Origin of the sequence: Hymenobacter oligotrophus, assembly GCF_003574965.1 — a bacterium.
Lineage (GTDB): Bacteria > Bacteroidota > Bacteroidia > Cytophagales > Hymenobacteraceae > Solirubrum > Solirubrum oligotrophum.
Window position 1 is genome coordinate 1,522,856 of the sequence record NZ_CP032317.1, and the last position, 24,977, is coordinate 1,547,832.

General features: G+C 60.1%; 26 protein-coding genes. 14 read left to right on the forward strand and 12 right to left on the reverse strand.

Features of this window, described 5'->3' with window-relative positions; all coding sequences use genetic code 11:
* Positions 1 to 11: 11 nt before the first annotated feature.
* The 4 genes from gldF to D3Y59_RS06475 form a co-directional block, all read right to left on the reverse strand.
* Positions 12 to 737, reverse strand: coding sequence for a gliding motility-associated ABC transporter permease subunit GldF (gene gldF, locus D3Y59_RS06460; RefSeq protein ID WP_119444307.1), 726 nt, complete (start codon positions 735 to 737; stop codon positions 12 to 14).
* 197 nt (positions 738 to 934) lie between these two features.
* Positions 935 to 1,849, reverse strand: a complete 915-nt coding sequence (gldA, locus tag D3Y59_RS06465; protein ID WP_119444308.1) for a gliding motility-associated ABC transporter ATP-binding subunit GldA — start codon at positions 1,847 to 1,849, stop codon at positions 935 to 937.
* Positions 1,850 to 1,905: 56 nt separating this feature from the next.
* Positions 1,906 to 2,103, reverse strand: coding sequence for a hypothetical protein (locus D3Y59_RS06470; RefSeq protein WP_119444309.1), 198 nt, complete (start codon positions 2,101 to 2,103; stop codon positions 1,906 to 1,908).
* Positions 2,104 to 2,109: 6 nt separating this feature from the next.
* The gene (locus tag D3Y59_RS06475) at positions 2,110 to 2,808 is read right to left on the reverse strand and encodes an SDR family oxidoreductase (RefSeq protein ID WP_119444310.1); all 699 of its coding nucleotides are present in this window, start codon (positions 2,806 to 2,808) and stop codon (positions 2,110 to 2,112) included.
* Positions 2,809 to 2,818: 10 nt separating this feature from the next.
* On the opposite strand from D3Y59_RS06475, the gene D3Y59_RS06480 reads away from it, so the two are divergent.
* Positions 2,819 to 3,619 carry a head GIN domain-containing protein gene (locus D3Y59_RS06480; protein ID WP_205590877.1) on the forward strand — a complete coding sequence of 267 codons (801 nt, stop codon included), beginning with the start codon at positions 2,819 to 2,821 and terminating at the stop codon, positions 3,617 to 3,619.
* 94 nt (positions 3,620 to 3,713) lie between these two features.
* Here the strand turns inward: D3Y59_RS06480 and D3Y59_RS06485 are convergent, their stop codons facing one another.
* Entirely contained in the window at positions 3,714 to 4,430 is a 717-nt protein-coding gene (locus D3Y59_RS06485; RefSeq protein ID WP_119444311.1) for an SDR family oxidoreductase, read from the reverse strand.
* 96 nt (positions 4,431 to 4,526) lie between these two features.
* Between D3Y59_RS06485 and D3Y59_RS06490 the strand changes: the two genes are divergently transcribed.
* Together D3Y59_RS06490 and D3Y59_RS06495 are read left to right on the forward strand one after the other, a co-directional pair.
* The gene (locus D3Y59_RS06490; protein ID WP_119444312.1) at positions 4,527 to 5,258 is read left to right on the forward strand and encodes an MlaE family ABC transporter permease; all 732 of its coding nucleotides are present in this window, start codon (positions 4,527 to 4,529) and stop codon (positions 5,256 to 5,258) included.
* Between the two features lie 90 nt (positions 5,259 to 5,348).
* The gene (locus D3Y59_RS06495) at positions 5,349 to 6,155 is read left to right on the forward strand and encodes an ABC transporter ATP-binding protein (protein WP_119444313.1); all 807 of its coding nucleotides are present in this window, start codon (positions 5,349 to 5,351) and stop codon (positions 6,153 to 6,155) included.
* 55 nt (positions 6,156 to 6,210) lie between these two features.
* Here D3Y59_RS06495 and D3Y59_RS06500 read toward each other — a convergent pair whose 3' ends face one another.
* The 4 genes from D3Y59_RS06500 to D3Y59_RS06515 all read right to left on the reverse strand — a co-directional run bounded on the left by D3Y59_RS06500 (position 6,211) and on the right by D3Y59_RS06515 (position 9,591).
* Positions 6,211 to 6,768 carry a YfiT family bacillithiol transferase gene (locus D3Y59_RS06500; protein ID WP_119444314.1) on the reverse strand — a complete coding sequence of 186 codons (558 nt, stop codon included), beginning with the start codon at positions 6,766 to 6,768 and terminating at the stop codon, positions 6,211 to 6,213.
* Positions 6,769 to 6,996: 228 nt separating this feature from the next.
* Positions 6,997 to 7,623, reverse strand: coding sequence for a bifunctional nuclease family protein (locus D3Y59_RS06505; protein WP_119444315.1), 627 nt, complete (start codon positions 7,621 to 7,623; stop codon positions 6,997 to 6,999).
* Positions 7,624 to 7,759: 136 nt separating this feature from the next.
* Positions 7,760 to 8,737, reverse strand: coding sequence for an electron transfer flavoprotein subunit alpha/FixB family protein (locus D3Y59_RS06510; protein WP_119444316.1), 978 nt, complete (start codon positions 8,735 to 8,737; stop codon positions 7,760 to 7,762).
* Positions 8,738 to 8,853: 116 nt separating this feature from the next.
* On the reverse strand, positions 8,854 to 9,591 hold the full coding sequence (locus D3Y59_RS06515) for an electron transfer flavoprotein subunit beta/FixA family protein (protein WP_119444317.1): 738 nt from the start codon (positions 9,589 to 9,591) through the stop codon (positions 8,854 to 8,856).
* 73 nt (positions 9,592 to 9,664) lie between these two features.
* On the opposite strand from D3Y59_RS06515, the gene D3Y59_RS06520 reads away from it, so the two are divergent.
* The 4 genes from D3Y59_RS06520 to D3Y59_RS06535 all read left to right on the forward strand — a co-directional run bounded on the left by D3Y59_RS06520 (position 9,665) and on the right by D3Y59_RS06535 (position 11,853).
* The gene (locus D3Y59_RS06520) at positions 9,665 to 10,006 is read left to right on the forward strand and encodes a tetratricopeptide repeat protein (protein WP_119444318.1); all 342 of its coding nucleotides are present in this window, start codon (positions 9,665 to 9,667) and stop codon (positions 10,004 to 10,006) included.
* Between the two features lie 185 nt (positions 10,007 to 10,191).
* A complete protein-coding gene (locus D3Y59_RS06525; protein WP_119444319.1) occupies positions 10,192 to 10,458 on the forward strand; it encodes a hypothetical protein in 267 nt (88 codons plus the stop codon).
* Between the two features lie 89 nt (positions 10,459 to 10,547).
* On the forward strand, positions 10,548 to 11,420 hold the full coding sequence (locus D3Y59_RS06530) for a hypothetical protein (protein WP_162910602.1): 873 nt from the start codon (positions 10,548 to 10,550) through the stop codon (positions 11,418 to 11,420).
* Positions 11,421 to 11,640: 220 nt separating this feature from the next.
* Positions 11,641 to 11,853 carry a hypothetical protein gene (locus D3Y59_RS06535; RefSeq protein WP_119444321.1) on the forward strand — a complete coding sequence of 71 codons (213 nt, stop codon included), beginning with the start codon at positions 11,641 to 11,643 and terminating at the stop codon, positions 11,851 to 11,853.
* Between the two features lie 45 nt (positions 11,854 to 11,898).
* On the opposite strand, the gene D3Y59_RS06540 is transcribed toward D3Y59_RS06535, so the two are convergent.
* Complete coding sequence (locus tag D3Y59_RS06540) at positions 11,899 to 12,828, reverse strand: DUF3078 domain-containing protein (protein ID WP_119444322.1); 930 nt, start codon at positions 12,826 to 12,828, stop codon at positions 11,899 to 11,901.
* A 193-nt stretch (positions 12,829 to 13,021) separates the two neighbouring features.
* On the opposite strand from D3Y59_RS06540, the gene D3Y59_RS06545 reads away from it, so the two are divergent.
* Positions 13,022 to 13,837: a transporter gene (locus tag D3Y59_RS06545; RefSeq protein ID WP_119444323.1), complete on the forward strand. Its 816-nt coding sequence runs from the start codon at positions 13,022 to 13,024 to the stop codon at positions 13,835 to 13,837.
* 504 nt (positions 13,838 to 14,341) lie between these two features.
* Here the strand turns inward: D3Y59_RS06545 and D3Y59_RS06550 are convergent.
* Both D3Y59_RS06550 and D3Y59_RS06555 read right to left on the reverse strand, forming a co-directional pair.
* Entirely contained in the window at positions 14,342 to 15,100 is a 759-nt protein-coding gene (locus D3Y59_RS06550) for a hypothetical protein (RefSeq protein WP_162910603.1), read from the reverse strand.
* Positions 15,101 to 15,122: 22 nt separating this feature from the next.
* Positions 15,123 to 18,650, reverse strand: coding sequence for a pyruvate carboxylase (locus D3Y59_RS06555; protein WP_119444325.1), 3,528 nt, complete (start codon positions 18,648 to 18,650; stop codon positions 15,123 to 15,125).
* A 321-nt stretch (positions 18,651 to 18,971) separates the two neighbouring features.
* Here D3Y59_RS06555 and D3Y59_RS06560 point away from each other — a divergent pair, with 321 nt between their 5' ends.
* The 6 genes from D3Y59_RS06560 (at position 18,972) to D3Y59_RS06585 (ending at position 24,873) form a co-directional block, all read left to right on the forward strand.
* The gene (locus D3Y59_RS06560) at positions 18,972 to 19,685 is read left to right on the forward strand and encodes an SDR family NAD(P)-dependent oxidoreductase (RefSeq protein ID WP_119444326.1); all 714 of its coding nucleotides are present in this window, start codon (positions 18,972 to 18,974) and stop codon (positions 19,683 to 19,685) included.
* Positions 19,686 to 19,851: 166 nt separating this feature from the next.
* Positions 19,852 to 21,177 (forward strand): cryptochrome/photolyase family protein, encoded by a 1,326-nt coding sequence (locus D3Y59_RS06565; protein WP_119444327.1) that lies wholly within the window; start codon positions 19,852 to 19,854, stop codon positions 21,175 to 21,177.
* 197 nt (positions 21,178 to 21,374) lie between these two features.
* Positions 21,375 to 22,013 (forward strand): TetR/AcrR family transcriptional regulator, encoded by a 639-nt coding sequence (locus D3Y59_RS06570; protein ID WP_119444328.1) that lies wholly within the window; start codon positions 21,375 to 21,377, stop codon positions 22,011 to 22,013.
* Positions 22,013 to 23,362, forward strand: coding sequence for an ABC1 kinase family protein (locus D3Y59_RS06575; RefSeq protein WP_119444329.1), 1,350 nt, complete (start codon positions 22,013 to 22,015; stop codon positions 23,360 to 23,362). The genes D3Y59_RS06570 and D3Y59_RS06575 overlap by 1 nt, the downstream gene beginning before the upstream one ends.
* Before the next feature lie 67 nt (positions 23,363 to 23,429).
* Positions 23,430 to 23,969: a hypothetical protein gene (locus D3Y59_RS06580; protein ID WP_119444330.1), complete on the forward strand. Its 540-nt coding sequence runs from the start codon at positions 23,430 to 23,432 to the stop codon at positions 23,967 to 23,969.
* Positions 23,970 to 24,006: 37 nt separating this feature from the next.
* Positions 24,007 to 24,873: a dienelactone hydrolase family protein gene (locus D3Y59_RS06585; RefSeq protein ID WP_119444331.1), complete on the forward strand. Its 867-nt coding sequence runs from the start codon at positions 24,007 to 24,009 to the stop codon at positions 24,871 to 24,873.
* Positions 24,874 to 24,977 lie beyond the last annotated feature (104 nt).

Consider the following 24,977-nt stretch of genomic DNA (forward strand, 5'->3'; position numbering starts at 1 on the left):
AGTCCGGCAGGTTACCAGTTACGGCTTTGCAATACGAGGCGCGTAGCCAGCAGCATAGCGGCTACTACCGATATGAAATACAGCACGTCGCGCGAGTCGACGAGGCCTTTGCTTAGGTCGCGGTAGTGCGCGGCTATGCCCAGCTGGCCGATGTAGTAGGCCGTGGAGCCTTCGAACAACGAAGCCAACGAATCGAAGCCGGAGTACACCAGAAAGCATCCTACCACGGCCACCAAAAAGGCAATGATTTGGTCGCGCGTGAGGGCCGAGGCTAGCACACCAATGGCCGCAAAAATGGCCGCGAGTAGCGCCAAGCCAATCAGCGAACCAGCAAAGGCTGCCGAATCTATGTTGCCCACCGGCGAGCCAAGTTGGTACACCGAGTAGTAGTACAGCAGCGTGGGCACCAGAGCCAGCAACGCCAGCAGTAGGCAGGCCAGGTACTTCCCTCCTACTAGCTGCCCATCGGTAAGTGGGCGGGTGAGCAACAGCTCAATGGTGCCGGCCTTCTTCTCTTCGGCAAACGTGCGCATGGTAATGGCCGGAATCAGGAACAGGAAGATCCAGGGGGCCAGGTTAAACAGTGTTTGCAGATCGGCAAAGCCATAATCGAGCACGGAGCTGTCGGGGAATACCCACACGAACAAGCCCGTGGCAACCAAAAACACACCCAGCACCACGTAGGCTACCGGCGAGTTGAGGAAGGCGTTGAATTCTTTTCGAAGGACGGCGAACATTCAGCGGAATGTGCAGTGATGAGTAGAGAACGGTAAGCTCCCCTCCTCAGATGAGGAGGGGACGCGGCAGTTTACTGCCGCTGGGGTGGTTGAAGGGCGTCGGATAGTAACTTCTACCCGGTGCAAGTTGTGCAGCCGAGGTCAACCACCCCGGCCTTCGGCCACCCCTCCTCATCTGAGGAGGGGAATTGGTCGTTCTATTTTTTAGTGGTCAGCTGCTGGAATACCTGCTCCAACGACTGCTCTTCTTGCCGCAGACCTAGCAGCAACCACCCTTGCTGAGCGGCCAGTTGCGAAATGGCGCGGCGTTGGTCGCCGCGGCCATCGGTGCGGATAACCCAAACGCCACCCGCCGCTTGCTCCACGGCTCTGATGCCCGGTAGCTGTCGCAGCGACGTTGGGTCAATGGTACCCTCGAACTCGGCGCGAATGATGGTTTCGCCTTTGGCCAGCGCCCCTAGGTCGCGCACGGGCGAATCGGCTACCAACTGCCCGCGGCTGATGATGACCACCCGGTCGCAGAGGGCTTGCACTTCGGGCAAAATGTGCGTGCTGAAGATGACGGTTTTATCCTGACCTAGCTCGCGAATAAGCTGCCGGATTTCGCCGATCTGGTTGGGGTCGAGGCCGGTGGTGGGTTCGTCGAGGATAAGCACCTGCGGATCGTGCACCAAGGCCTGGGCCAACCCTACGCGCTGCCGGTAGCCTTTGGAGAGGGCACCGATTTGCTTGTTCTGCTCGCGCGTAAGGCCTACGCGGGCCACCAGCTCTTTTACCCGTTCGCGCAGCGCACCGCCCGACAGGCCGTGCACCCGCCCGATGAAATCGAGGTACTCGTGCACGTACATATCGAGGTAGAGCGGGTTGTGCTCGGGCAAGTATCCCACGCGGCGGCGCACCTCCAGCGGGTGCTCTACCACGTCGAAATCGGCAATGCGCACCGTACCTGCGCTGGGCGGCAGGTAGCCGGTGGCAATCTTCATGGTGGTGCTTTTGCCGGCGCCGTTCGGGCCCAGAAAACCTAAGATTTCGCCCCGGCCCGCCGAAAAACTGATGTCGTTGACGGCGGCCTGGGTACCAAAAAGCTTGGTCAAATGTTGGATTTCAACCATAGGAAGGGCGAAAGTACTGCGTTAGTTGCTCTTTGCTGCACTAGCTACCTAGGGAGTTAGCGGCGGCGCAAGGAGGCCTCCCCGATCCACGATGCTACGAGCGGCACAATTACCCACAAGCCCAGCAGCACGAGCCAAGCCGCCGCAAGCAGCACGAACAGCGCCTGCACCCGCCTTCGTTCCGGCAGTGCACGGCGCCATTGGCGCAGGTTGTACCACAGCAGCACCCACGATAAGGCCCAGATCCAGAGCATCGTGCATTAGCCTTTTTTCGGCTGCAAGGGCCGCATTTCCATGTCCACGATGTGGAAGTTGAACGGTGTTTCGATGGCGTACACAATGGCACCGGCAATGTCCTCGGGTTGCATCATCGAGGGGTTGGCGTTGGTGCCGGGGATGTCGTCGAAGAAGTTGGTTTGGGTAGAGCCCGGGTACAAGCACGTAACCTTGATGCCATCCTTGCGCACTTCCTTGAACAACGAGTGCGAAAAGCCGCGCACCGCGTACTTCGTGGCGCAATAACCGGCCATCATCTCGATGCCGTTGAGGCCCGCGATGGACGAAATGTTGACGATGTGGCCCAACTGCTGCTTGCGCATTTGCGGCAGCACGGCTTTGGTGCAGTAAAACGTGCCGTGCACGTTGGTATCGAACATGGTGTGCCAATCCTCCGATCGGAAACCATCAACTTCGCCCGAAATACCCAGTCCGGCGTTGTTTACCAGCACCGTTACCTCCTGCCCCAACTCGCGCTGGGTGTTGGTAAAGGCTTCTTGCACCGATAGCTCGTTGCGCACGTCGCACTCAAAAAACTGAAACCGCTCGTGTTGCAGGTTTTCTGGCGCGCGGCGGCCCCAGCCGGCCACCACTGCGCCGCGCTCGAGCAGCAACTGCGCCGTGGCCAGGCCAATACCTTTGCTGACGCCCGTGACAATGGCTACCTTGCCGTTCAGATCCATAGTTTTCTGGTTGGAAAAAGTTTTGAGCTCGTTGGTAAAAGCCGCGCAAGATAGGGCCCGGCCGTGGGTAAGGGCATACGCAGGCAAGGCCTTGCTGTTGGGAGCACCGCTGCTGCTCCTAGGTTGCCGCAAAGACCAGGAAGGTGACTGCTTCAAGAGCAGCGGCCCCGTCACCACCGAGCGCCGCGAGCTGGCAGCTTTTCATGTGCTGCGCCTCTACGACAACGTGGAAGTAACCGTGGTGCAGGATACCGAAACCTACGCCAAGGTGCGCACCGGCCGCAATTTGCAGGAAGACTTGAAGCTGAACGTGCAGGACGGCACGCTCACCATCAGCAACACCAGCCGCTGCAACTGGGTACGCCGCTACGATGTGCCGCGCCAGGTAACGCTGCACGTGCCGCGCCTCACCGATGTGTTTCATGTGGGCGAGAAAACCATGCGCACCGAAGGCACCTTCCTGCAGGACACACTATTTTTGCACCTCTCCCGCGCCGGCGACCTAGAGTTCAACGTGGAGTGCAAGTACCTGTGGGTTGATTTGTACGAGCTGGGCGACATGAAACTCAGCGGCCAGTCGGACGAACTCATAGCTACCGTCGGCGACCTAGGGCGTTTGTTCGCCAAGGACCTTACCACCAAGCGCGCCTCCGTACACCTCGATAAACTCAGCGACGGCGACGCGCACGTGCGCACCCTCGATTTCCTAGGTGCCACGGTAGCCGGCACCGGCACGCTGTACTACAGCGGCCCGCCGGCGCAGAAGGACGTGAAAGTGACAGGCAAGGGCAAAGCGGCGGCAGTGCAATGAGCAAGGAGCAATGAGCAATGAGCAATGAGCAATGAGGCTACGCCCGGCTTTTGGGCAGGTTACTCCAATTGCTCATACTTAATTGTTCATTAAGCTAAATATCCCCCAGCTGCGGGCGCATCAGGATTTCCTCAATTACCGCTTGCGGCGAGAGGCTGTAGGCACCGTACACGGCTTCGGCCACGTCTTCGGCTTTCATAAAGCGTTCGGCGGGCAAGTCTACGCCTTCCCAGCTGGCAGTTAAAGTAGCCCCGGGCAAAATAGCCGTAACGCGCAGGTTGCTGTGTTTTAGCTCTTCGCGCAGGTTCTTCGTCATGCCATAAAGGGCAAACTTGGCTACACCGTATGCCCCGCCGTTGGGGTACGCCGTAACGCTGGCCGTGGAGCACATCGTGAAGATATGGCCGCCCCCCTCCTGCTCGAGCATGTGCGGCAGCAAGCCGCGCGTAACGTCATAAGCACTGAGCAGATTTACCGCCAGCATTTCGCGCATAACGGAGCCATCGGCGGCGTCGTCTTGCAAGCGGCCGGGGGTAAAATACCCGGCGTTGTTTACCAGCACATCAACGCTGGTACCTAGGCCCAGCACAAAATCCACGAAGCGGCGGGCCTCGTTGGCACGGCTTAAATCAACGGGCAGGGCGTGCAGCGGCGTTTGCGGAAAGCGCGCCTGCAAATCGGTGCGCAGCGCCTCGATACTATCGGCCGAGCGCGAACACGTGACCAGCTGGAAGCCGGCTTCGGCAAATCGAATTAAAATTGCCCTTCCAATGCCCTTGGTGCCACCCGTTACTACAATTGTTTTCTGCATAAGCCGTAAGATTGTTTCGCCGTTCGTACGTATGTGAGCGGGAAGCGTGCCACCCCGTGGGCACGTTGCTCTCCATTTTTTCGCCAGCCTAGGTTTATGGTCAAAGTTTTCGGCCAATATCTGCTTTTCCTGCAGAGCATGCTCGTCCGCAAAGAACGCGTGCGCGTGCTCTGGAACCGCACCCTCGACGAAGCCGTGAGCATCGGCATCGATTCGGTGTTCATCGTCAGCATTGTAGCGGCCTTTATCGGTGCCGTAACGTGCGTGCAAATTGCCTACAACCTCACCAACCCGCTTATTCCGAAGGCCACCATCGGCTTTATGGTGCGCGAAATGACCATCCTGGAATTGGCTCCCACCATCACCAGCATTGTGCTGGCTGGCAAAGTAGGCTCCAGCATTGCCGGCGGGCTGGGCACCATGCGCATCACCGAGCAAATTGATGCCCTGGAGGTAATGGGCATTAACTCCACTTCTTACCTAGTGTTTCCGCGCATCCTGGGGGCCATCATTACGTTTCCGTTGCTGGTAATCCTGGCCATGGTACTCTCAATCCTAGGTGGTTATCTGGCCGGTACGCTCTCGGGGGCCTTGTCAGCGCAGGAATACATCGAAGGCATCCGCGACGCCTTCATCCCCTACAACATCGCGTTTGCGCTGATTAAATCGGTGGTGTTTGCCTTCTTGGTGTCGTCCATTTCGGCGTACCGCGGCTTCTTTACCGAAGGCGGCGCGCTGGAGGTTGGCGCCAGCAGCACCACGGCCGTAACCCACTCCATTATTGCCATCCTCGTCGGCGACTTTGTGCTGGCTTACACGCTTTTGTAATAGGTTTTAGGTATTGACACTTAGGTTTTAGGGCGCTCGTGCGCACTACTCCAAAAACCTAATTCACTGATTCCTAAGTCCTCTACTTCCATGATTGAAGTACACAACGTTCATAAGAGCTTCGGCGATTCGCCCATTCTCAGGGGCATTACCTGCACTTTCGAAACGGGCAAGTGCAACCTGGTGCTGGGCGGTTCGGGCACGGGCAAATCGGTGCTGCTCAAATGCATCGTGGGCTTGTTGAAGCCCGACATCGGCTCCATCACTTTCGACGGCACCATTTTCACGAACAACAAAATTGAAATCCGGCAGGAAATCCGCAAACAGATCGGGATGCTGTTTCAGGCTTCGGCGTTGTTCGACTCCATGAACGTGTTCGAGAACGTAGAATTCCCGCTGCGGATGCTTACGCCCGACATGAGCAAGGAGGAGCGCCGCGACCGGGTGGAGTTTTGCTTGAAGCGCGTGGGCCTCGAAAACGCCGGCCCTAAAATGCCCTCTGAGTTATCGGGCGGCATGAAAAAGCGCGTGGGTATTGCACGGGCCATTGCGCCCAATTGCACCTACCTGTTCTGCGACGAGCCCAACTCCGGCCTCGACCCGCTTACCAGCATCAAAATCGACGAGCTGATTTACGAAATCACCCACGAGTACGGCATCACCACCGTCATCATCACCCACGACATGAACTCGGTGGTGGAAATCGGCGACCATATCGTGTTTTTGCACAAGGGCCTGAAGCTGTGGGACGGCACCAAAGACGAAATCCTCAACGCCCAAGTGCCCGAGCTCAAAGACTTCATTTTCAGCAGCAGCCTGGTGCGCGCCGCCAAAAAAGTGGAGCAGGAAGGCGGCACCATCGAAACCAACGTGGGCGAACCGATCCAGGGCGAGTAAGCGGCCCCCTAACTTGGGCTGAACACGCGTGGCGTTACAATAGCTTCATAACCTGCTACCAGCCCATGCGCTTGCGCAGGCTGGTAATGTGCGCCACGTGGTGACGCCCGTGCCACGCGTACATTACCAAGGCTTGGTCGAGGCGAATGGTTTGCTGCATGCCGGGGTGGTACCACGTGCGCAGCCATTGCTCGTCGGTTAGCTGGCTGATGAGCACCACCCAGCGGGCGTGCAAGGCATCGAGCAGAATGAGCGACACGTCGGGCGGCACAATGGCCACGTCGGGCAGCTCGGCCCAGCCGGCTTCGTCGTAGGGCTTAATGGTGGGGTTATCTTCGGTGAGGGCCAGCCGGAAGCGCATGTAGCTGTTCAGGTGCGAATCGGGCAGGTGGTGCAGCACTTGCCGCACCGACCAGCCACCCGGCCGGTACGGCGTGTCGAACTGAATGCCGTTGAGGCCGTCGAGGGCTTGGCGCAGCTCCGTGGGCAAGGCCATCAGTTGCTGAATGTACACGGCACGCTCCTCGGCCGTGAGCGGTTGCTCGGGCAGGCTGTAGTGGCCGATGGGGTAACGCAAGTCCTGCTCGGCGGCAGCGGTTTCGGGTGCAGACATCTTAACTCAAAAAGTAGCGGGTAAACGAAGGCGCAAGTCTACTGAATTAGCCCCACGTGTGCACGCCAACCCGCACCGCCCTAGGTAACAAATACACCAGCCGGCACTGGCAGCCCCTGCCCCCAAGGTGCGCACCTTCCACCTAGGGTTACTTGCTCGCAAAAAGCAGCGGCCTGCCCTTGCCGAAGCAAAAGCAGGCCGCTGCTGAAAACCAATGGGCGCAGGCGCTTACTCCTTGCCGCCGTTGCGCTTGTTCAATTCGTCGCGGATTTTAGCCGCCTTCTCGTAGTCTTCGCGCTCGAGTGCCTGGGCCAGCATCTTGGTCAGCTCGTCGAGCGACACTTGCCCGCTGGGTTCGCGGGTTTCGGTGGCCTCGGGGCGGGTGCTGCCGGTTTCGTCGTCATCGTCGTCATCGTCGTCGTCCGACTCGGCGCCCTCGTCCAAGTCCGACAAAATGATGCCGGCTTCGCTCATCACGCTTTCAACCGTATAAATCGGAACCCCGAAGCGCAAGCCAATGGCAATGGCATCGGAAGGCCGCGAGTCCAGCTCAAACGTGTTGGCGCCGTCGGTGCACACGATTTTCGAGTAGAACACGCCTTCTTTCAGGTCGGAAATCAGCACTTCGATAATGCTCACGTTTACCTGCTCGGCAAACGACTTGAACAAATCGTGGGTAAGCGGACGGTTCGGGTTGATTTTCTCGATCTGGATGGCAATGCTCTGCGCTTCGAACATGCCGATAATGATGGGCAGGCGCCGGTTGCCGTGCCGCTCGCCCAGGATTAGAGCAAACGACCCCGACTGCGATTGGCTCGACGACAAGCCCAGTATTTCGAGCTGAATTTTTTTCAAGGGACTTGGGTGCTTAGGGTCTGGGGGGCTGGGGTAAATACGAAACCTGGGGACTTACGGCCGTGCACCGGGCGCGTTGCAGCCTGTTGCAACGGCTGTGGGTGTTTGCGGCCCTAAGTCCCAAGCTCCTACGTCCCTAGCTCAGGTCCTTAACGGCCTGGGTCAGCTTGGGCAGCACGTCGAACACGTCGCCCACAATGCCGTAATCGGCCGCTTTGAAGAACGGTGCCTCGGGGTCTTTGTTGATTACTACAATGACTTTGGAGGAGTTAACGCCCGCTAAGTGCTGAATAGCGCCCGAAATGCCGCAAGCAATGTACAGGTTCGGCGAAACGGTGATGCCGGTTTGGCCCACGTGCTCGTGGTGGGGGCGCCAGTCAACATCGGATACGGGTTTGGAGCAGGCCGTAGCGGCACCTAGGGCCTTAGCCAGCTCCTCGATGAGGTGCCAGTTTTCGGGGCCTTTCATGCCGCGGCCGCCCGATACCACCTTGTCGGCTTCGGGCAGCGGTACGCCGCCGGTTTGCTCCTGCATGATTACCTGCTTGGGCGCGTCGGCAAAGTCGGCATCGGCCAACTGCGCCGAGAACGACTGCACTTGCGCGGTTTGGCCGGCGTTGTGCAGGGCCTCAATGCTGTTTTTCTTAACGGCAATGATTTTGCGGTCGTTTACCAGCACCACGTCGGAGAAGGCCTTGCCCGAGTAGGCACCGCGCTTCACCGTAAACTTGCCGCCCTCTACGCGGGGCAACTCCACCACGTTGGTGGCCAGGCTGGCCTGCAGGCGCACGGCCAGGCGCGAGCCTACCGAGGTGCCGATGTTGCTGTTGGCCAGCACAATTACCTGGGCCTGCTCCTGCTTGGCGGCGGCCGCGATGAGCTTGGTGTAGGCGCCGTTTACAAATTCTTTCAGGCGGGCATCGTTGTCGTACAGCACTTTGCCAATGCCTTGCTCACCAAGGCTGGCCAGGCTGGCTTCCGAGGCTTCGCCCACGGCAACAGCTGTAGCGGTGGTACCTAGTGCCTGGGCTACTTGTGCCCCGTACGAGGCCACTTCGAGCGAAGACTTTTTTACTTCGCCCTTATCGCATTCTACTACTACGAGTACAGACATTTTCGGAGAGGTTAGAAGTTAGAGCTCAGAGCTAAGAAAGGGTTTGCAAAGCGCCTCAGTGTCAAGAACCAACGTGGCAATACTTGGTTCTGAGCTCTAATATCTCAGTTCTGAAATTAGATAACTTTGGCTTCGTTGCGCAGCAAACGAATCAGCTCGCCGGCGTTTTCGGCTTCGATTAGCTTTACGCCTTGCTTTTTGGGCGGCAGGGCGTACTCCACTACTTCGGTTGCGGCGCCCTGGCCCGTGGCTTCCACCACTTTCAGCGGCTTGGTGCGGGCCGTCATGATGCCGCGCATGTTCGGGATACGGGGTTCGCACATCGGCTCCTGGCACGAAACCACGAAGGGCGTTTGCACCTCCACGATTTCCTTGCCGCCCTCGATTTCGCGCTCCAGCGTAGCCGAGTTGCCGCTCATGTCTAGCTTCATGGCAGGGGCCACCGTCGGGATGCCGAGCAGCTCGCCTACCATGCCGTGCACCTGGAAGCCGTTGTAGTCGATGCTTTCTTTGCCCATCAGGATGACGTCGTAGCCACCGTCTTTGGCCACGGCAGCAATTTGCTGGGCCACGAAGAACGCGTCGGTGGGTTTGGCATTCACGCGGATGGCGTCGTCGGCGCCAATGGCCAGGGCCTTGCGGATGTTGGGCTCGGTATCGGCCTCGCCTACGTTGAGTACCGTAACGGTGCCGCCGAGTTGTTCCTTGAGCTCGATGGCGCGGGTGAGGGCGTATTCATCCCAAGGGTTAATCACAAACTGAACGCCAGCCTTGTTCAACTCCTTGTTATCGGGCGTGAACGTAATTTTGGTGGTGGTGTCGGGAACGTTGCTGATGCAAACGAGGAACTTCATCAGGTCTGCTTATAAGTCAAAAGATGCGGGGAAGCCCCTAATTTCGGGCCGAAGATACTGGAAAATCCTGCCGATGGAAACCTCCCCGAGCCGCCTCCAGCAATTGCTGGCTTTCTACGAAGAAGATCCGAACGACCCGTTCACGGTATACGCCATTGCTACCGAATACCGTTCGGCGGGCAATGCCGATGCTGCCTGGCAGTTTTACCAAAAACTTCTGCTTGAACACCCTGATTACGTGGGCACTTACTACCACGCCGGCAAGCTGAAGCAAGAACTAGGCGCCGCCGCCGAAGCCGAACAAATTTTTCGGGCCGGATTGGTAACGGCCCGCAAAGCTGGCCAAATGCACGCCGCCTCCGAGCTGCAGCAGGCACTCAACCAACTGCTCGGCCTCGATTACGAAGACGATTAAGCAAAGCAGCTTCCGTAGGAGCGCCATAAAACCGGCCTTGACACCGGTTTTGTGGCGTGTTGCTATCGGCTAGGGCACGGTTGCGCCGCGCGGCTTTCGGGCCCTAGGTGCAGGGCAAGGGCTAAGGCCGGGTGCAATGATTCGGTGTTTGTGCGTTATTTGGCTTGCCCAAACGTCAGCGCGCCATGGCCTCCCCCTTTTTTGTTCGCATCGATTACGGCCAAGGCTTCCTTGTGGTGGTGCTGGGCTGCATGGCCACGGGCGAAGTGCGCTGGCAGCGCCGCTTTCCGGCGGTGTTGTGGGAAATGCTCCCGCCCGAGGACACAGCCGATTTGTTGGCCGATGCCTTTTTTCTGGAGCATCCGCACATGGCCAACGACGCCTTGTTTCGGGCCCGTTTTTCAGCCGATCTGCAACTAGCGCTGGAGTCGTACCCGGCTCAGGCGTACTAAGCTAACTTGCTGTTGAGCTTGCAATTAGCCGAAACCTGCCGGCTTTGCACGGGGTAAAAGAATGGATCAACCAAAATCCATTCGCACCCATGGCTCATCACCAAAAGCTTCGGACCGACGACTTCGACGAGCGCGGCCGCAACCAATACGAGCACAACGACAGCCGCCGCAGTGGCCGCGCCGACGACACCTACGAGCAGCGCAACTACGGCAACAGCCGCGAAGGCGAATCGGGGCGTAGCTCCTACGCAAGCTCGGGCCGCGTGGGCGCCTACGGCCAAAACAACCAAGGCCCCAACCAAGGCGACCAGACGCGCCACGACCAGCACCGCGAGCAGGATTACCGCGGCAACCGCAGCCGCTACGAGGACGATAACGACCGACGCGGCATGACCGGCGACTATGACCAAGGCCAGGGCCGCAGTTACGGCCGCGCCGTACAGCAGCAAGGCGAGTTTCAGTACTACACCCGCGACAACGCCCAGTTTCGCGGATACCCCGACGACGACGACCGCCGCCAGTACGCCACTCGCCAAGACGATGCCCCCTCCTACGTGCACTACCAGCACCAGCGCCCGGGCGGCATAACCCCGCGCGACTACCATAGCGACGATGCCCGCGTGCGCGGAAACGAAGCCTCGCGCGGCCGCGACCAGTACTCGCGCGGGTTTGCCGACCGCGGCCACAACCCCTACGCCAGCGGCTACGACCAGCGCTCCGGCGGCGGCAACAATGAGCGCAGCGGGTACGAAGACCGCCGCGGCCACAGCGGCTACGAAGAACGCGACAACCGCCGCAACGACCGAGACGAACGCAACAGCCGCCAAGAGTTCGGCTACGGCAACGACTACTCCAGCTCGCTCTACGACGACAACAGCCGCAACCGAACCAACCGCGCCTACGACAACGACGACGACCGCAACCGCGGCTACAACAACCCCGACGAGCGCCGCAGGCGCTAGCAATAGTTACTGAACCCCGCAAGCAAAGCAGCCCGGCACCTTGAGGTGCCGGGCTGTTTTGCTTGCGGAGCCAGCCAGGCACTAGGCCACCGAGCAAGCCACAACAGAACGTTAATCAATTGTCACCCTGATTATTATTACTCTGTATGCGCTGGCCTTTGGTATCAGAAAGGTAACTTACTATTTACCCAAGCAACTCCTTCCCTGCTGTGGCTTAACCATGGAAAACCTAACCGAAACCCAAGCCCGCGCCTACGTGCACCAATGGCTCAGCAACCACCCCGAGCGCATTGAGGGCCGGCGTGCCAATTCGTTTGCGCTGCGGCAGTGGCACGATGCCGCCGTGCTCCGCCTGCGCCAGGGCATTGCGGCCGATGCCGAGTTTATCCTCAACCGCTTCGCTACCAAATCGGAAACGCACTCCATGGGGTAACGCGGCCCGCCTAGGTGCTTTTGCTTATAACACCGATCGGGCAGCCTATTTCTGCTCGGTGTAGTTCTGGAAGGTGTATAGAAAGCCCAACGACAGGGTTTGGCTAGCCTGAATTTTCGTGTCCTGATCGTAGTCGTACAGGCCGATGCCCGTAACGGCCACGTTGATGTAGCGGTTTACTTTGGCCGTAATGGCCAGCTCCAGGCGGTGGTCGATTTTGCGCCAGTTTAGTTTCTCGTAGTTGGCAAAAAGCAAATAGCGGCCTTTTAGGGTCACGTTTTGCATAATTTCCTTGTCGAATTCCGACAGCACTTGCAGGGCCAGAATTTCGTAGCGCACCTGCCGGGGCGGGCGCACGCCGTACGGGCTGTCGCCCACGGTAGCTACAAAGCGCCGCGGGTCGTTTACAACGGTAATGCGCGGCGAAAACGGCGAGAGGCGCAGCTTGAAAAACGTGGCCGGGTGGTACTCGAACCCGTACGACGAGGTAATAAACGCGGGCGCAAACCACGACGACACAAAGCGCGCCCGCTCGGTGCCGGCCGAGTCTTTTTTGTACTCGTAGCCCGGCGCAAACTGCGTAAGCAAGTTCAGCGAAGCAAACATATCCCAGTCGGAGCTGATGCTGTAGCCGTACTTGGTGTCGAGGAACAGACGGTCGAGGTTTTTGCGGTAGCCCTGCCCCTTGTTGTGGGCAAAGGCAAACAGCACATCGGCTTGGTTATCCCAGCTGTTGCGGCCCAGCCGGTAATTGGCCTGCGTGTTTAGCAAGCCGTTCAGGCCCAAAAAGCTAACGCCGCCGCCTTTCCAGTTATCGGAAAGCAGCGCCTCGCTGATGTTCAAAGAAGCTTTCAGCTTGGTGCGCCACGGCGAAACCGTATCGGGCGGGGCGGTTAATTCAATTTGCGCTTGGGCGGTGCCAGCACACCAGAGCAGGCCTAAGGCGAGCAGCCAACGGGTAACAATCCATTTCATGATGCGGCAAAGATGCTTAGCCCGGCCGAGCTTCGGCACAGGCGCGGTCCGGTTATCGACGGGTAGCGGGAGCATGCGCACCAACTTCCTCAAATAAGCCAAAGCTATCTTGCCTTGGTTTAGTGTTTGTATCAAATTCGGCTGCAGAGCTGCTGTTCTTGAACTATGCCGGGATTTTGGCTGTCGGAGGTGAATGCGGAAGACCACCTTGCCCTTGCTCAGCGGCGTACTGCTGCTGGGTGCCCACAGCAACCTACAGGCCCAAACCCCGGACGCGCACAATAACCTAGACGCGCCTTTTGTGCGCCACATTCGGCCCGACCGCCCCGGCCAAACCGTAACCACCAGCATGTTGCGGCCCGGGCAGTTTCAGGTAGAGGTAGGCACGCAGCGCGAGCTGCCCGCTGCGGGTTTGGGCACTACCGCCTCGGTGGGTCTGCTGCGCGTTGGCTTCTTCAATCACATGGAGCTCCGCTTGGCGCAAGGCTACGTACACCAGCCGCCCCGCCCCACGCGCGAGGGGGCGCCAACGGTAGCTTTCGGCTTGGCGCCGCTTATCCTAGGTGCCAAATGGCTGGCCTCCACAAGGCAAGATGCCCGCTCGCAGGTAGTGTTTCTGACGGAGCTGACCCTGCCCCAAACCGGCGACCGAAGCCTACACCTGACCAAGCCGCTGGCTGCCGCCCGGGCCTTGGTATCGCAGCAAATTGGGCAGCGCTACGGGCTGGAGGCCAACCTGGGGTTCAGCCAGAGCGGGTTTCGGGCGGCCGACACCAAGCAAGGGCAGTTTTTGTACACGCTGGCGCTCAACGGGCCCCTAGGTAAGCGCTTTGGCTTTTTTGCTGAGGGCTACGGCACCGGGCGGGGCAGCTACACCTACGGCACCACGGCCGGCCTAAACTGGCGTCCATTGCCCGGCTTACGCCTCGATGTAACGGCCGGACGCACACTCGGGGGCCACCAACATACCACCTTTGGCGGCGGATTAAGCTTACGGTTGCCGCACTAGCTTTTGCTGTAAATCTCCCGCCCGTATCACATCATCATGTGATTGGCTACACGGCGCATCATTCATAGGTTTGTCCTATTACATAATTGATAAAGGCAAGCTTTATGTTCGTACAGATTGTTCGTGGCTATGCGTTAATAAGCGTCTTGGCACTTGCCTCAGTGGCAGCTAACGGCCAGACACCCAGGCAGGTCCCGTTCCGCACGATTACCGGCCTCGGCGACCCGGAGCCTGCCAGCCCCCGTGTTGGCTTAGTTGAAAGCACGCCCGAGGAAGCCCTGGCAGCGGCCCCAGCCACGCCGGCTGCCCTAGGTGGCCCGGCAACGCCCGCAGGCCAGGCAGCCGACACAGCAGCCAGGCCAAGGCCCGGCATGCCACACAAGGCGCGCCCCAGGCCTTAGTGGCCAGTACGGTAAGCAGCAATCATTCAGGTTAATACACCCCAGTAACACAAAGAGCGCCCCATTGGGGCGCTCTTTGTGTTGTTGTCGCTACTTGCGGGCACTATTGCGCATCGAGCTGGGCTATGGCTTTGCGCAGGTCTTCTTCGGTGCGGATGTTGATTTTCAGGGCCTTGAAGCGCTCGGCGTCGGCTTTGGGCAGCACGGCCTCAAGCTGCTTGTTGCCGGGCTTGGCAATTTTGGCCACGGCGCCGCTAGGGAGCTTCACATGAAACTCGTTCACGTCCATGATTTCGTTGTAGTCGCGGCCGGAGTTGTAGCCTTGGTCCCGCTCGCTCTTGATGAAGATTTTGCGGGGCAGTTTGTAGAGCTCGTACTTGCCGCCCTGGCGGGCGTACAGCACCTCCACAAACGCGTCCCGGATGGCGGCCGTGGGGCTGCTCAAACGCTGGTAAAAGTGCTCGGCCACCACGGTAGCCTTGCCGTCGACGCCGGGCAGGGTTTCGCGCAACACAAACTTATCGACCTGGTTCAAGTCCACCATGATCGAGTCTTTTGAAGGGCGCAGGGCCAGCAGGCGCTGCGAAAACGAGTCGTACTTCAGGGGCAAATCCGAGGCTTGCACACCGCGGCGCATGTAAATGGTGCCCGGCAGCCAGCGCGGCACCGTATAGGGCGTGCCCTTCATGCCGATGTAGCGGTTGTCGAACGGCACGGCCATGCTGAAGCTGCCCAAGCGGCCCATGGCGGCTAGGTTTTCGTTGGCCCCGACGCCGGTGGTTACAGCCGTGGAAGCCGGGTTTGTTTGCGCCAGGGCGGGCGCTGCCACAAGGGCCAACAAACCAATCAACAATCGTTTCATGGTGCTGAGCGGAGTTTACGGGTTAGTTCTCGCCCAATGTAAGCACCAAATCATCAGCATTCACCAGGGTGCCTTCGTTCAGGTTCACCAGGTGCACGCTTGCGTCGTTGGGGGCCGTAATGGTGGTTTCCATTTTCATGGCCTCGATGATGAACAGCGGCGTGTTGCGCTTCACCTTCTGGCCGCTTTCCACCAGCACCTTCGAAAGCAAGCCTTGCAGCGGCGCCCCAATCTGGCGCGGGTTGGCTTTGTCGGCTTTGGGATTCGACACGGTTTTTACCTCCACCGACCGGTCGCGGATTTCGAGGTTGCGCGTCTGGCCGTTCAGCGTGAAGAAGATGGTGCGGCAGCCGTCGTCGTTTACGGTACCTACCGACTGCAGGCGCACGATAATGCTCTTGCCGCGGGCAATGTCGATGATGGTTTCTTCGCCCGGCTTAAGGCCGTAGAAGAACACGCGCGTGGGCACCACCGACACGTCGCCGTACTGCTGCAGGTGCTTCCAGTACTGCTCGAACACTTTGGGGTAGAGCAGCCACGAAAGCAAATCGGTGAAGCGGGCACCGGGGCCAAACTTCTCCTGAAACCGCTCCCACTCCTTGTCGAAGTCGATGGGCTTAAGGTGCTCGTTGGGGCGGTCGGTGAAGGGCTGTTCGTCTTTCAGGATGATCTTCTGCAGCTCGTGGGGCCAGCCGCCTTCGGGCTGCCCGATGTCGCCGCGGAACAACTCGCGCACCGACTCGGGGAAGCTGATGGTGTGGCCCTTCGTCAGCACGTCCTCGGTGGTGAGGTTGTTTGATACCAGGAAAAGAGCCATGTCGCCTACCACCTTCGACGAAGGCGTCACCTTCACGATGTCCCCGAACAGCTCGTTTACCTCGGCGAAGGTTTCCTTGATGAGCTCAAACTTATCGAGCAGACCTAGGCCCGCTGCCTGCGGACGCAAGTTGGAGTACTGCCCGCCCGGAATTTCGTGCTGAAACACTTCCGAAGTACCCGCTTTCAGGCCCGACTCGAAGGGGTAGTAGTAGTCGCGAACGGTTTCGAAGTAGTTCGAGAATTCGTTGAGGCTGTGCTGGTCGTACTCGCGGTGGCGCTCGGTGCCGCGCAGCATCTCCACCACCGAGTTGAAGTTGGGCTGCGAGGTAAGGCCCGACAACGAACCTAGGGCCACGTCGATTACATCAACACCGGCTTCAACCGCTTTCAGGTAAGTAGCTGGTTGTAACGACGATGTATCGTGCGTGTGCAGGTGAATGGGCATGCTCACGGTTTCGCGCAGCGCGGTAATCAGCTCGGTGGCCGCGTACGGCTTCAGCAGGCCGGCCATGTCCTTGATGCACAGGATGTGCGCACCGGCGTCTTCGATTTGCTTGGCCAGGCGCAGGTAGTACTCGAGGTTGTACTTGTGGTTGCGCTTGGGGTCGAGGATGTCGCCGGTGTAGCAAATGGCGGCTTCGGCTAGGCCTTGGGTTTTGTTGCGCACGAAGCCGATGCAGGCCTCCATGCCCTTCATCCAGTTCAGCGAGTCGAAGATGCGGAACACGTCGACGCCGGTTTCCCAGGCTTGCTGCACAAAGCGCTCCGTCAGGTTATCGGGGTAGGCTTTGTAGCCCACGCCGTTGGCCCCGCGGATGAGCATCTGCAGCAGAATATTGGGCACGGCTTCGCGAATCTTGGCCAGTCGGTCCCAGGGGTCTTCTTTCAGAAAACGCATGGCCACATCGAAGGTGGCGCCGCCCCAGCACTCGAGCGAGAAGGTTTGCGGGTGCTGGCGGGCGTAGCGGTCGGCCACCTTCAGCATGTCGAAGCTGCGCATGCGCGTAGCCAGCAGGCTCTGGTGCGCGTCGCGGAAGGTGGTGTCGGTGTAATGAATGAGCGGATCGTTGCGCAACCATTGCGCAAAGCCTTCGGGCCCTAGGTCGGTGAGGCGCTGCTTGGTGCCGGGAGGCACGGCCGAAAGCGGCGGGGTAACGGCCCAGCCGGGTTCGTTGTTGGGCTGAAACGAGCCCGACGCTGCCTGCCAGCCCGCCACGTGATTTACTTGCGGCAGCTTGGGTTTAGGCAGCTCCTTCTTCGGGTCGACGTGGCCTTTTACGTCGGCGTTGCCGTTCACAATCAAATCACCTAGGAACTCGAGTAGGCGCGTGCCGCGGTCGAGGCGCGGCTTGAACTTGAACAGCTCCTGGTGGTCTTTGATGAAGTCGACGTTGGCTTGCCCGGCCACAAACTCGTGATGCGCAATGATGTTCTGCAAGAACTGAATGTTGGTGCGCACGCCGCGTACCCGGAACTCGTCGAGGGTACGCTGCATCTTTTGGGCGGCGCCCTCCAGCGTGGGCGCGTGCGCCGACACCTTCACCAGCAGCGAGTCGAAGAAGGGCGAAATTTTTACGCCCTGGTACACCGAGCCTTGGTCGAGGCGAATGCCAAAACCACCGGCCGAGCGGTAGGCCACAATGGTGCCGTAATCGGGCTTGAAGTCGTTTTCGGGGTCTTCGGTGGTGATGCGGCACTGAATGGCGTAGCCGATTTTCAGCGGCTTTACGTCGCTACCTAGGCCAATTTCGGGGTCTGAGAGGCGGCGGCCGTCGGCAATGTGCAGCTGCGTTTTAATCAGGTCGATGCCCGTAATCATTTCGGTTACGGTGTGCTCTACCTGAATGCGGGGGTTCACCTCGATAAAGTAAATACGGTCGTGCTCGGGGTTTACCAAGAACTCCACGGTGCCCACGTTGTTGTAGCCCACTGCTTTACCTAGGCGCAACGAGTACTCGTAGAGCAGGTGGCGCATGTGGTCGGGCAGGTTCAGCGAGGGGGCCACTTCCACCACCTTCTGGTAGCGGCGCTGCACCGAGCAGTCGCGCTCGTAGAGGTGAATGATGTTGCCGTGGGTATCGGCTACCAGCTGCACCTCGATGTGCTTGGGCCGCTCCACAAACTTCTCGAGGAACACGGTGTCGTCGCCGAAGGCCTTTTTGGCTTCGTTGCGCGCCTCAAAAAAGCCTTTCTCCAACTGCTCGTCGTCGCGGATTACGCGCATGCCGCGGCCGCCGCCGCCGGCCGCCGCTTTCAGCATCACGGGGTAGCCAATTTGGTGGGCTTCGTCGCGGGCTACCTCGTAGCTTGTAAGGGGTTGTTGGCTGCTTTCGATGATGGGCACCTGGCAGCGCACGGCCACCTCCTTGGCGCGCACTTTATCGCCTAGGGCCTCCATCACCTCGGGCCGCGGGCCCACAAACGTAATGCCCTCCTCGCCGCATCGGCGGGCGAAGGTGGCGTTTTCCGACAGAAAACCGTAGCCTGGGTGAATGGCATCGACGCCGTTGGCTTTGGCCACCCGCAAAATCTCCTCTATGTCGAGGTAAGGCTTCAGCGGGTCCTCGTCGCGGCCCACTTGGTAGGCCTCGTCGGCCTTGTAGCGGTGCAACGAGTAGCGGTCCTCGTAGGTGTAAATCGCGACGGTCTGGATGCCTAGCTCGGTGGCGGCGCGCAGCACGCGAATCGCAATTTCACCGCGGTTCGCGACGAGTAGTTTGCGGATGTTCATAACTCGGTTGTGGTAGTGGAGGAATGCAGGGATTGGTCCGAAGCTACGTAAAACAAGAAGCTTCCGTCGAGCTTGCCGGCGGGCCAACTCGGCAATATTGCGCAGTTAATTTATACTAACTAAGCAAGATCATCTTGACTTAAAGCAATTTATATAGGCCGCAAAATTTTTCATGCGCGAGGTACCCAGCCAGCCGAATTGGCTATTACACAACAATTTGGTAACACCGCCGCTTGATTTCGAGGCGGCAGCGCCTAGGTGCCAGCAAACCTTACCGCCACGAGGGGGTTGTTTCGGGGTTCTTCAACCCCAACCTACCGCATGGATTTCTCCGGCAAAACCATTCTGGTCATCGGCGCCTCATCGGGCATCGGCTTGGCAACGGCCCAATTGCTTGGGCAGCAAGGCGCCACGCTCATCACGGCTTCGCGCCACCAATCGGATGAGCTGCAAGCCCTAGGTGCCACCCACCTGCCGCTCGATGTTACGCAGTTTGAGGCCGCTGCTTTGGAGGCCCTGCCCGAGGTGCTGCACGGCGTGGTGTACTGCCCCGGCTCCATTTTGCTGCGCCCCTTCGAGCGCCTAGGTGCCGAGCAGTTTCGGCAGGACTTCGAGCTGAACGTGGTGGGTGCCGTGCAGGTATTGCAAGCTTGCATGAAGCGCCTGAAGAAAGCCAGCAACGCATCCGTGGTGTTGTTCAGCACCGTGGCGGCCTACAACGGCATGCCCTTTCACGCCAGCATTGCCACGGCCAAGGCGGCGCTCGAGGGCCTCACCCGCTCGTTGGCCTCGGAGTATGCCGGCAGCGGCATCCGGGTGAATGCGCTGGCGCCTTCGCTCACCAACACCCCGTTGGCGGCTGCCTTGCTGAACACGCCCGAAAAGCAGGAAGCCGGGGCCAAGCGCCATCCTTTGCAGCGCGTGGGCCAGCCTACCGACCTGGCCGAAACCGCCGCCTTCCTGCTCTCCGATGCCGCCAGCTTTATCACCGGCCAAATCATCCGCGTCGACGGCGGGTATTCTACACTGAAATAGTTGTTGGGGCTTAGGGATTAGGACTTAGGGTTTAGTGGTTAAGGCTGGAACGGGCAGTTGAGCGCCGAGCCAAACCTCAGCGGCTGCTGGCCTCGCAAGCCTGCTTTCAGCAACCTACCAAGCGCCAGCCCACTAAGCCCCAAGCCCTAACACCTAAGCCCTACCCATGAAAATTGCGCTGTTCTGGCATCGCCGCGACTTCCGGCAGCACGATAACGCCGGCCTAACGGCAGCCCTGCAAAGTGGCTTGCCGGTGGTGCCCCTGTTCATCTACGACACCGACATCCTCGACTACGTACCGCGCCCCCACGACGCGCGCCTCACCTTTATTTACGACGAGGTGGAGCGGCTGGCCCGGCAAACCGAAGCAGCGGGCGGTACCTTTTTGGCTTATTATGGCAAGCCGGTGGAGGTGTTCCGGCAGCTGCTCGACCGCTATGACCTAGGGGCAGTTTTCACCAACGAAGACTACGAACCCTACGCCACCCAGCGCGATACGGAGGTGGCCGAGGTGCTGCAGGCGCGCGGCGTGCCTTTCAAAGCCTACAAGGATCAGGTCATTTTCGCCAAAAACGAGGTGCTCACCAAGTCGGGCACGCCGCACAAGGCCTTTGGTATGTACCGCGACGCGTGGGTGGCCAACCTGCGCGACGAACACCTACGCCCCTACCCCTCGGCCGAGCTGTACCGCGCCGAACACCTAGGCCGCTTAGCCGGTGCGCCGCCCCGGCCCACGCTCGAGCAAATGGGCTTTGAGCGCTACGAGCAGTACGTGCCCACCGCCGAGATACCCGCCGAGAACTTTGTGCGCGATTACCACCTCACCCGCGACCGGCTGGGGCTGGCCAACAGCAGCACGCGCCGCTCGGTGCACTTGCGCTTTGGCACCCTGAGCGTGCGCGAACTGATGCGGCAGGCCCACGAGCTAAACCCCAAGCTGCTGGCCGAGCTCATCTGGCGCGACTACTACATGATGCTGATGTGGCACTTCCCCAACACCGCCCACGAAAGCTACAACCCGCGCCTGCGCCACGTGGCGTACCGCAACCACGAAGCAGAATACCAGCGCTGGTGCGAAGGGCAAACGGGCTACCCGCTGGTGGATGCCGGCATGCGCGAGCTAAACCAAACCGGCTTTTTGCACAACCGTGCCCGCATTGCCGTAGCGGGCTTCCTGAACAAGCATTTGCTGATTGATTGGCGCCTAGGCGAGCGGTACTTTGCCGACAAACTGCTCGACTACGACCTGGCCCTGAACGTGGGCAACTGGCAGTGGGTGGCCGGCACCGGCGTAGTGGCCGCGCCGTGGTTCCGCGTGTTCAGCCCCGACTCCCAGCTCAAGAAATTCGACCCCACGCTGGAGTACGTGCGCCGCTGGGTGCCGGAGTACGGCACCAAAGCCTACCCCGCGCCCATGGTCGAGCACAAGTTTGCACGCGAGCGGGCCGTGCAGGTATTCCGTCAGGCCTACCAAAATCTGCCAATCACCTAGGGCGTGAGAACAGCAGCGTGGAAATCCGTTGGCTACGCCGACCTGCGGTTCCGCGCTACTTCTTCATTGCTGCGCCTCTCGTGCAAGTGCCTGATAACGCAACGCTGCTTTTCAAAACCCTAGGTGCCCACATGACCCAACCGGTTTAGCAGCCCAATTGGCAACCAATGCACCCTGCCGCCGGTTGTGTTAGTGCCATGGAGAAAGACCGCATTAAGCAGGCGTACCTCGACTACGTGCTGCGCAAGAACACGCCGCCCGCCTCGGTTTTCAAGCTCACCAAAAAGCTCGGCATACCGGAGGCGGAGTTCTACCGCTTCTACCCCAACTTCGAGGCCATCGACCGCGAAATATGGGCCGATTTCGGCCGCGTGGCCCGCGAGCAAGCCAGCAAAGAGCCGGTGTGGCCCGAGTATTCGGCCCGCGAAAAGCTACTGGGCTTTTACTTTACGCTGCTCGAAGTTCTGAAGCAAAACCGCAGCTATGCCTTGCAGTCGTTGCGGCGCTACATGCCCGAGGTGCCCGGCCTCACGCCGCGCGTGCTCGACGATTTTCGGCTCGACTTTCAAGCTTTTGTGGGCGGCATTTTGCGCGCCGGCCAAAACACCAACGAGGTAGCCTCGCGCCCGGTGCTGCAAGAGCGGTACCCGCGCTTGTTCTGGCAACAGGCCTTGTTCGTGCTCGGCTTCTTCGCCAACGACGACTCGCTGAACTTTGAGCGCACCGATGCGGCTGTGGAGAAAGCCGTGCGCCTGAGCTTCGACTTGGTAGGCCCTAACACCCTCGATTCGGCGTTCGACCTGGCGCGCTTCCTGATCCAATCGCGCCGCCGCTAATGAGCACTTCCCTTAACAACGGCGCGGCGCCCGGGCCTAGCAACGCGCAGCCGTTGGTGTCGCTGCCTACTACCAAGGTGGCGCGGGCGGCCCGCTTTGCCAAAACCGGCCTGAAAGTAGGCGCCAACTACGTGAAGCACTACGCCAAGCGCGCAGCCGGTGCCGAGGTCAGCCAAGACGACCTACATGCCGCCAACGCGGCCGAGCTCTACGGCGCGCTCAGCCAAATGAAAGGCTCGGTGCTGAAAGTGGCGCAAATGCTGGCCATGGAAAAAAACATCTTGCCCACGGCCTACGCCGAGCAGTTTGCCCAGGCTCAATACCAAACGCCGCCGCTCTCGGGCCCGCTGGTAACCAAAGCCTTCCGCGACGCCTTCGGCAAGTCGCCCTACGAGTTGTTCGATGCGTTTGAGCCCACGGCCCGACAGGCTGCCAGCATCGGGCAGGTGCACTTTGCGCGCTTGGGTGATAAAGAACTGGCCGTGAAGGTGCAGTACCCCGGCGTGGCCGCCAGCATCAAATCCGACCTAGGGCTGGTGAAGCCCGTGGCCCTGCGCATTTTGGGCCTCGACGAAGCCCAGGTGCGTCCTTACCTGGAGGAGGTGGAAACGCGCCTGCTCGAAGAAACCGATTACGCCCTCGAGCTACGGCGTGGGCAAGCCATTGCCGAGCGCTGCGCCCACTTGCCCCACCTCGAGTTTCCGCGCTACTACCCCGAGCTGTCGGCCGCCCGTATTCTGACGATGGATTGGCTGCCGGGCCAGCACTTGCGCGAGTTTCTGGCAACCCAGCCCAGCCAGGCCGTGCGCAACCAACTGGGCCAGGCCCTGTGGGATTTCTATATGTTTCAGCTGAATGAGTTGCGGCAGGTACACGCCGATCCGCACCCCGGCAACTTCCTGCTTCGCCCCGACGAGGGCGGCACCGTGGGCGTGCTCGATTTTGGCTGCGTGAAGGAAATACCCGCCGAGGTGCACGCCATTTTCACGGCCTTGCTCGCGCCCGAAACCCTCGCCGACGAAGCCCGCCTGCTGGGTTTGCTTGAAGACGCCGGTGTGCTGCGCCCGTCTGACCCCGCTGCCCGGCGCGAGTTGTACCTGCGCACCCTGCACGACTCGCTGGCGCTGGTAGGCCAGCCGTTTCGTCAACCCACGTTCGATTTTGGCAACCCGGCTTTTCTGGAGTCACTTTACGCCCTCGGCGACGAGTTGCTGCAGAAGCCCGAACTGCGCCAGGAGCGCGAACCGCGTGGTTCCGAACACTTTATTTACCTAAATCGCACCTACGTGGGCCTGTACGCGCTGCTCACCGAGCTAGGCGCTTTTGTGCGTACCGTGCCGGCTGCCTAGGTGTGGTTTGCGGCTGCGCTGCTGGGCACCCAAAACCAGCAGCCGTTTTGGTGGTTAATTGCGGCCCATGAACCTGCAAGACGAGCTGCTGCGCGAGCATTCGCGTTTGCACTACCAACGCCTCACCGCTTACATCGGAGCCGATGAAACCCGCTTTGCCGCGCTCATGCGCCTGCTTTTTGCGGGCCCCCGGCGCCTAACCCAAATGGCGGCGGGCCTGCTCGGCCACTGCGCCGAAGCTCAGCCCCACCTGCTCGCCACTTATTTACAGGAGCTTCTGCCGTTTTGCCAATTGCCCAACCAGCCCGATGCCGTGCTCCGCAACACCATGCGGGCCCTGCAGTTTGCCGACGTACCGGCCGATGTGCAGGCGCAAGCATTCGATTCATGCCTGGCCGCCCTTGGCAACCCGACCACACCCGTAGCCACCCAAACGTTTGCGCTGTCGGCGGCTACGCGGCTCTGCGAGCAGCACCCCGCGCTAGCCGAGGAGCTGCTGTGGGCCCTCGAGCCCTTGTTGCCGCAAGCGCGCAGCGCTTTGCGGAGCCGGGCCCAAAAGGAGCTGCCCAAACTGCGTCGGCTCCGCTTGGCCCACCGCACCGTATGATTTCCGTGCAAGCCAACCTCATAACCATCCGCAACCCATGAAATACCTCTTCGCTTTTCTGGCAGCCTGGCTGCTAAGCGCGGCTGCCCTGCGGGCCCAACAATCGGCCCCGTGCTGCGTTAAGCCCGCGCCCGATGCCATGCTGGCTTTTGCGCAACTAGCCGCCGACCCGGCCTTCGTGAGCGGGCACGACGCGCCCCTGCCCTTCGACTACACCCCGCAGGCCGCGGGCCAAACCATCAGCTTCGCCACCCCCGACAGCAGCACCGCTTACGGCTACGAGGTAAAACCCGCGCAACCCAACGGCAAATTTTTGTTTGTGATACACGAGTGGTGGGGCCTGAACGACTACATCAAGCGCGAAACCGACCGTTTGGCCGCGGCTATGCCCGGCGTTACGGTGCTGGCCATCGACCTGTACGACGGGAAGTTAGCTACCACCGCCCCCGAAGCCAGCCGCCTTGTGCAAACCGTTGACAAAACCCGGGCGCAGAACATCGTTCGGGGGGCGCTACAACACGCCGGGCCCAAAGCGCCAGTGGCCACTCTGGGTTGGTGCTTCGGCGGTGGGTGGTCGTTGCAGGCGGCTATGCTGGCCGGCAAGCAGGCCGCGGGCTGTGTGATTTACTACGGCATGCCCGAGAAGGACGTGGCCAAGCTGAGAACCTTGAACACTGACGTGCTGGGCATCTTCGCCACGCAAGATCAAAGCATCAGCCCCGCCGTGGTAAAGCAGTTTCAGGCCGATATGAAGCAAGCCGGCAAACAGCTAACCGTGCACAATTTTGAGGCCGCCCACGCCTTTGCCAACCCCAGCAACCCCAAGTACGACGCCGCCGCGGCCACCAAGGCCAATACCCTGGCCCTCGGCTACCTCAAAAAGCAACTCAAGCTCAAAGGCTAGGCTAGGTGCTTTTGCAAGTGAGCCGCCGAGCCACCGCTTCCCTAGGTTGCGGTGGCTTTTTCTTGCGCAAGGGGTTGTTCTTCCGCTATATTCCCTCATCAACC

Coding starts and splice junctions, on each gene's coding strand:
- gldF (WP_119444307.1), bottom strand. CDS start 737: ATGTTCGCCGTCCTTCGAAAAGAATTCAACGCCTTCCTCAACTCGCCG.
- gldA (WP_119444308.1), bottom strand. CDS start 1,849: ATGGTTGAAATCCAACATTTGACCAAGCTTTTTGGTACCCAGGCCGCC.
- D3Y59_RS06470 (WP_119444309.1), bottom strand. CDS start 2,103: ATGCTCTGGATCTGGGCCTTATCGTGGGTGCTGCTGTGGTACAACCTG.
- D3Y59_RS06475 (WP_119444310.1), bottom strand. CDS start 2,808: ATGGATCTGAACGGCAAGGTAGCCATTGTCACGGGCGTCAGCAAAGGT.
- D3Y59_RS06485 (WP_119444311.1), bottom strand. CDS start 4,430: ATGCAGAAAACAATTGTAGTAACGGGTGGCACCAAGGGCATTGGAAGG.
- D3Y59_RS06490 (WP_119444312.1), top strand. CDS start 4,527: ATGGTCAAAGTTTTCGGCCAATATCTGCTTTTCCTGCAGAGCATGCTC.
- D3Y59_RS06495 (WP_119444313.1), top strand. CDS start 5,349: ATGATTGAAGTACACAACGTTCATAAGAGCTTCGGCGATTCGCCCATT.
- D3Y59_RS06500 (WP_119444314.1), bottom strand. CDS start 6,768: ATGTCTGCACCCGAAACCGCTGCCGCCGAGCAGGACTTGCGTTACCCC.
- D3Y59_RS06510 (WP_119444316.1), bottom strand. CDS start 8,737: ATGTCTGTACTCGTAGTAGTAGAATGCGATAAGGGCGAAGTAAAAAAG.
- D3Y59_RS06515 (WP_119444317.1), bottom strand. CDS start 9,591: ATGAAGTTCCTCGTTTGCATCAGCAACGTTCCCGACACCACCACCAAA.
- D3Y59_RS06520 (WP_119444318.1), top strand. CDS start 9,665: ATGGAAACCTCCCCGAGCCGCCTCCAGCAATTGCTGGCTTTCTACGAA.
- D3Y59_RS06525 (WP_119444319.1), top strand. CDS start 10,192: ATGGCCTCCCCCTTTTTTGTTCGCATCGATTACGGCCAAGGCTTCCTT.
- D3Y59_RS06530 (WP_162910602.1), top strand. CDS start 10,548: ATGGCTCATCACCAAAAGCTTCGGACCGACGACTTCGACGAGCGCGGC.
- D3Y59_RS06535 (WP_119444321.1), top strand. CDS start 11,641: ATGGAAAACCTAACCGAAACCCAAGCCCGCGCCTACGTGCACCAATGG.
- D3Y59_RS06540 (WP_119444322.1), bottom strand. CDS start 12,828: ATGAAATGGATTGTTACCCGTTGGCTGCTCGCCTTAGGCCTGCTCTGG.
- D3Y59_RS06545 (WP_119444323.1), top strand. CDS start 13,022: ATGCGGAAGACCACCTTGCCCTTGCTCAGCGGCGTACTGCTGCTGGGT.
- D3Y59_RS06550 (WP_162910603.1), bottom strand. CDS start 15,100: ATGAAACGATTGTTGATTGGTTTGTTGGCCCTTGTGGCAGCGCCCGCC.
- D3Y59_RS06555 (WP_119444325.1), bottom strand. CDS start 18,650: ATGAACATCCGCAAACTACTCGTCGCGAACCGCGGTGAAATTGCGATT.
- D3Y59_RS06560 (WP_119444326.1), top strand. CDS start 18,972: ATGGATTTCTCCGGCAAAACCATTCTGGTCATCGGCGCCTCATCGGGC.
- D3Y59_RS06565 (WP_119444327.1), top strand. CDS start 19,852: ATGAAAATTGCGCTGTTCTGGCATCGCCGCGACTTCCGGCAGCACGAT.
- D3Y59_RS06570 (WP_119444328.1), top strand. CDS start 21,375: ATGGAGAAAGACCGCATTAAGCAGGCGTACCTCGACTACGTGCTGCGC.
- D3Y59_RS06575 (WP_119444329.1), top strand. CDS start 22,013: ATGAGCACTTCCCTTAACAACGGCGCGGCGCCCGGGCCTAGCAACGCG.
- D3Y59_RS06580 (WP_119444330.1), top strand. CDS start 23,430: ATGAACCTGCAAGACGAGCTGCTGCGCGAGCATTCGCGTTTGCACTAC.
- D3Y59_RS06585 (WP_119444331.1), top strand. CDS start 24,007: ATGAAATACCTCTTCGCTTTTCTGGCAGCCTGGCTGCTAAGCGCGGCT.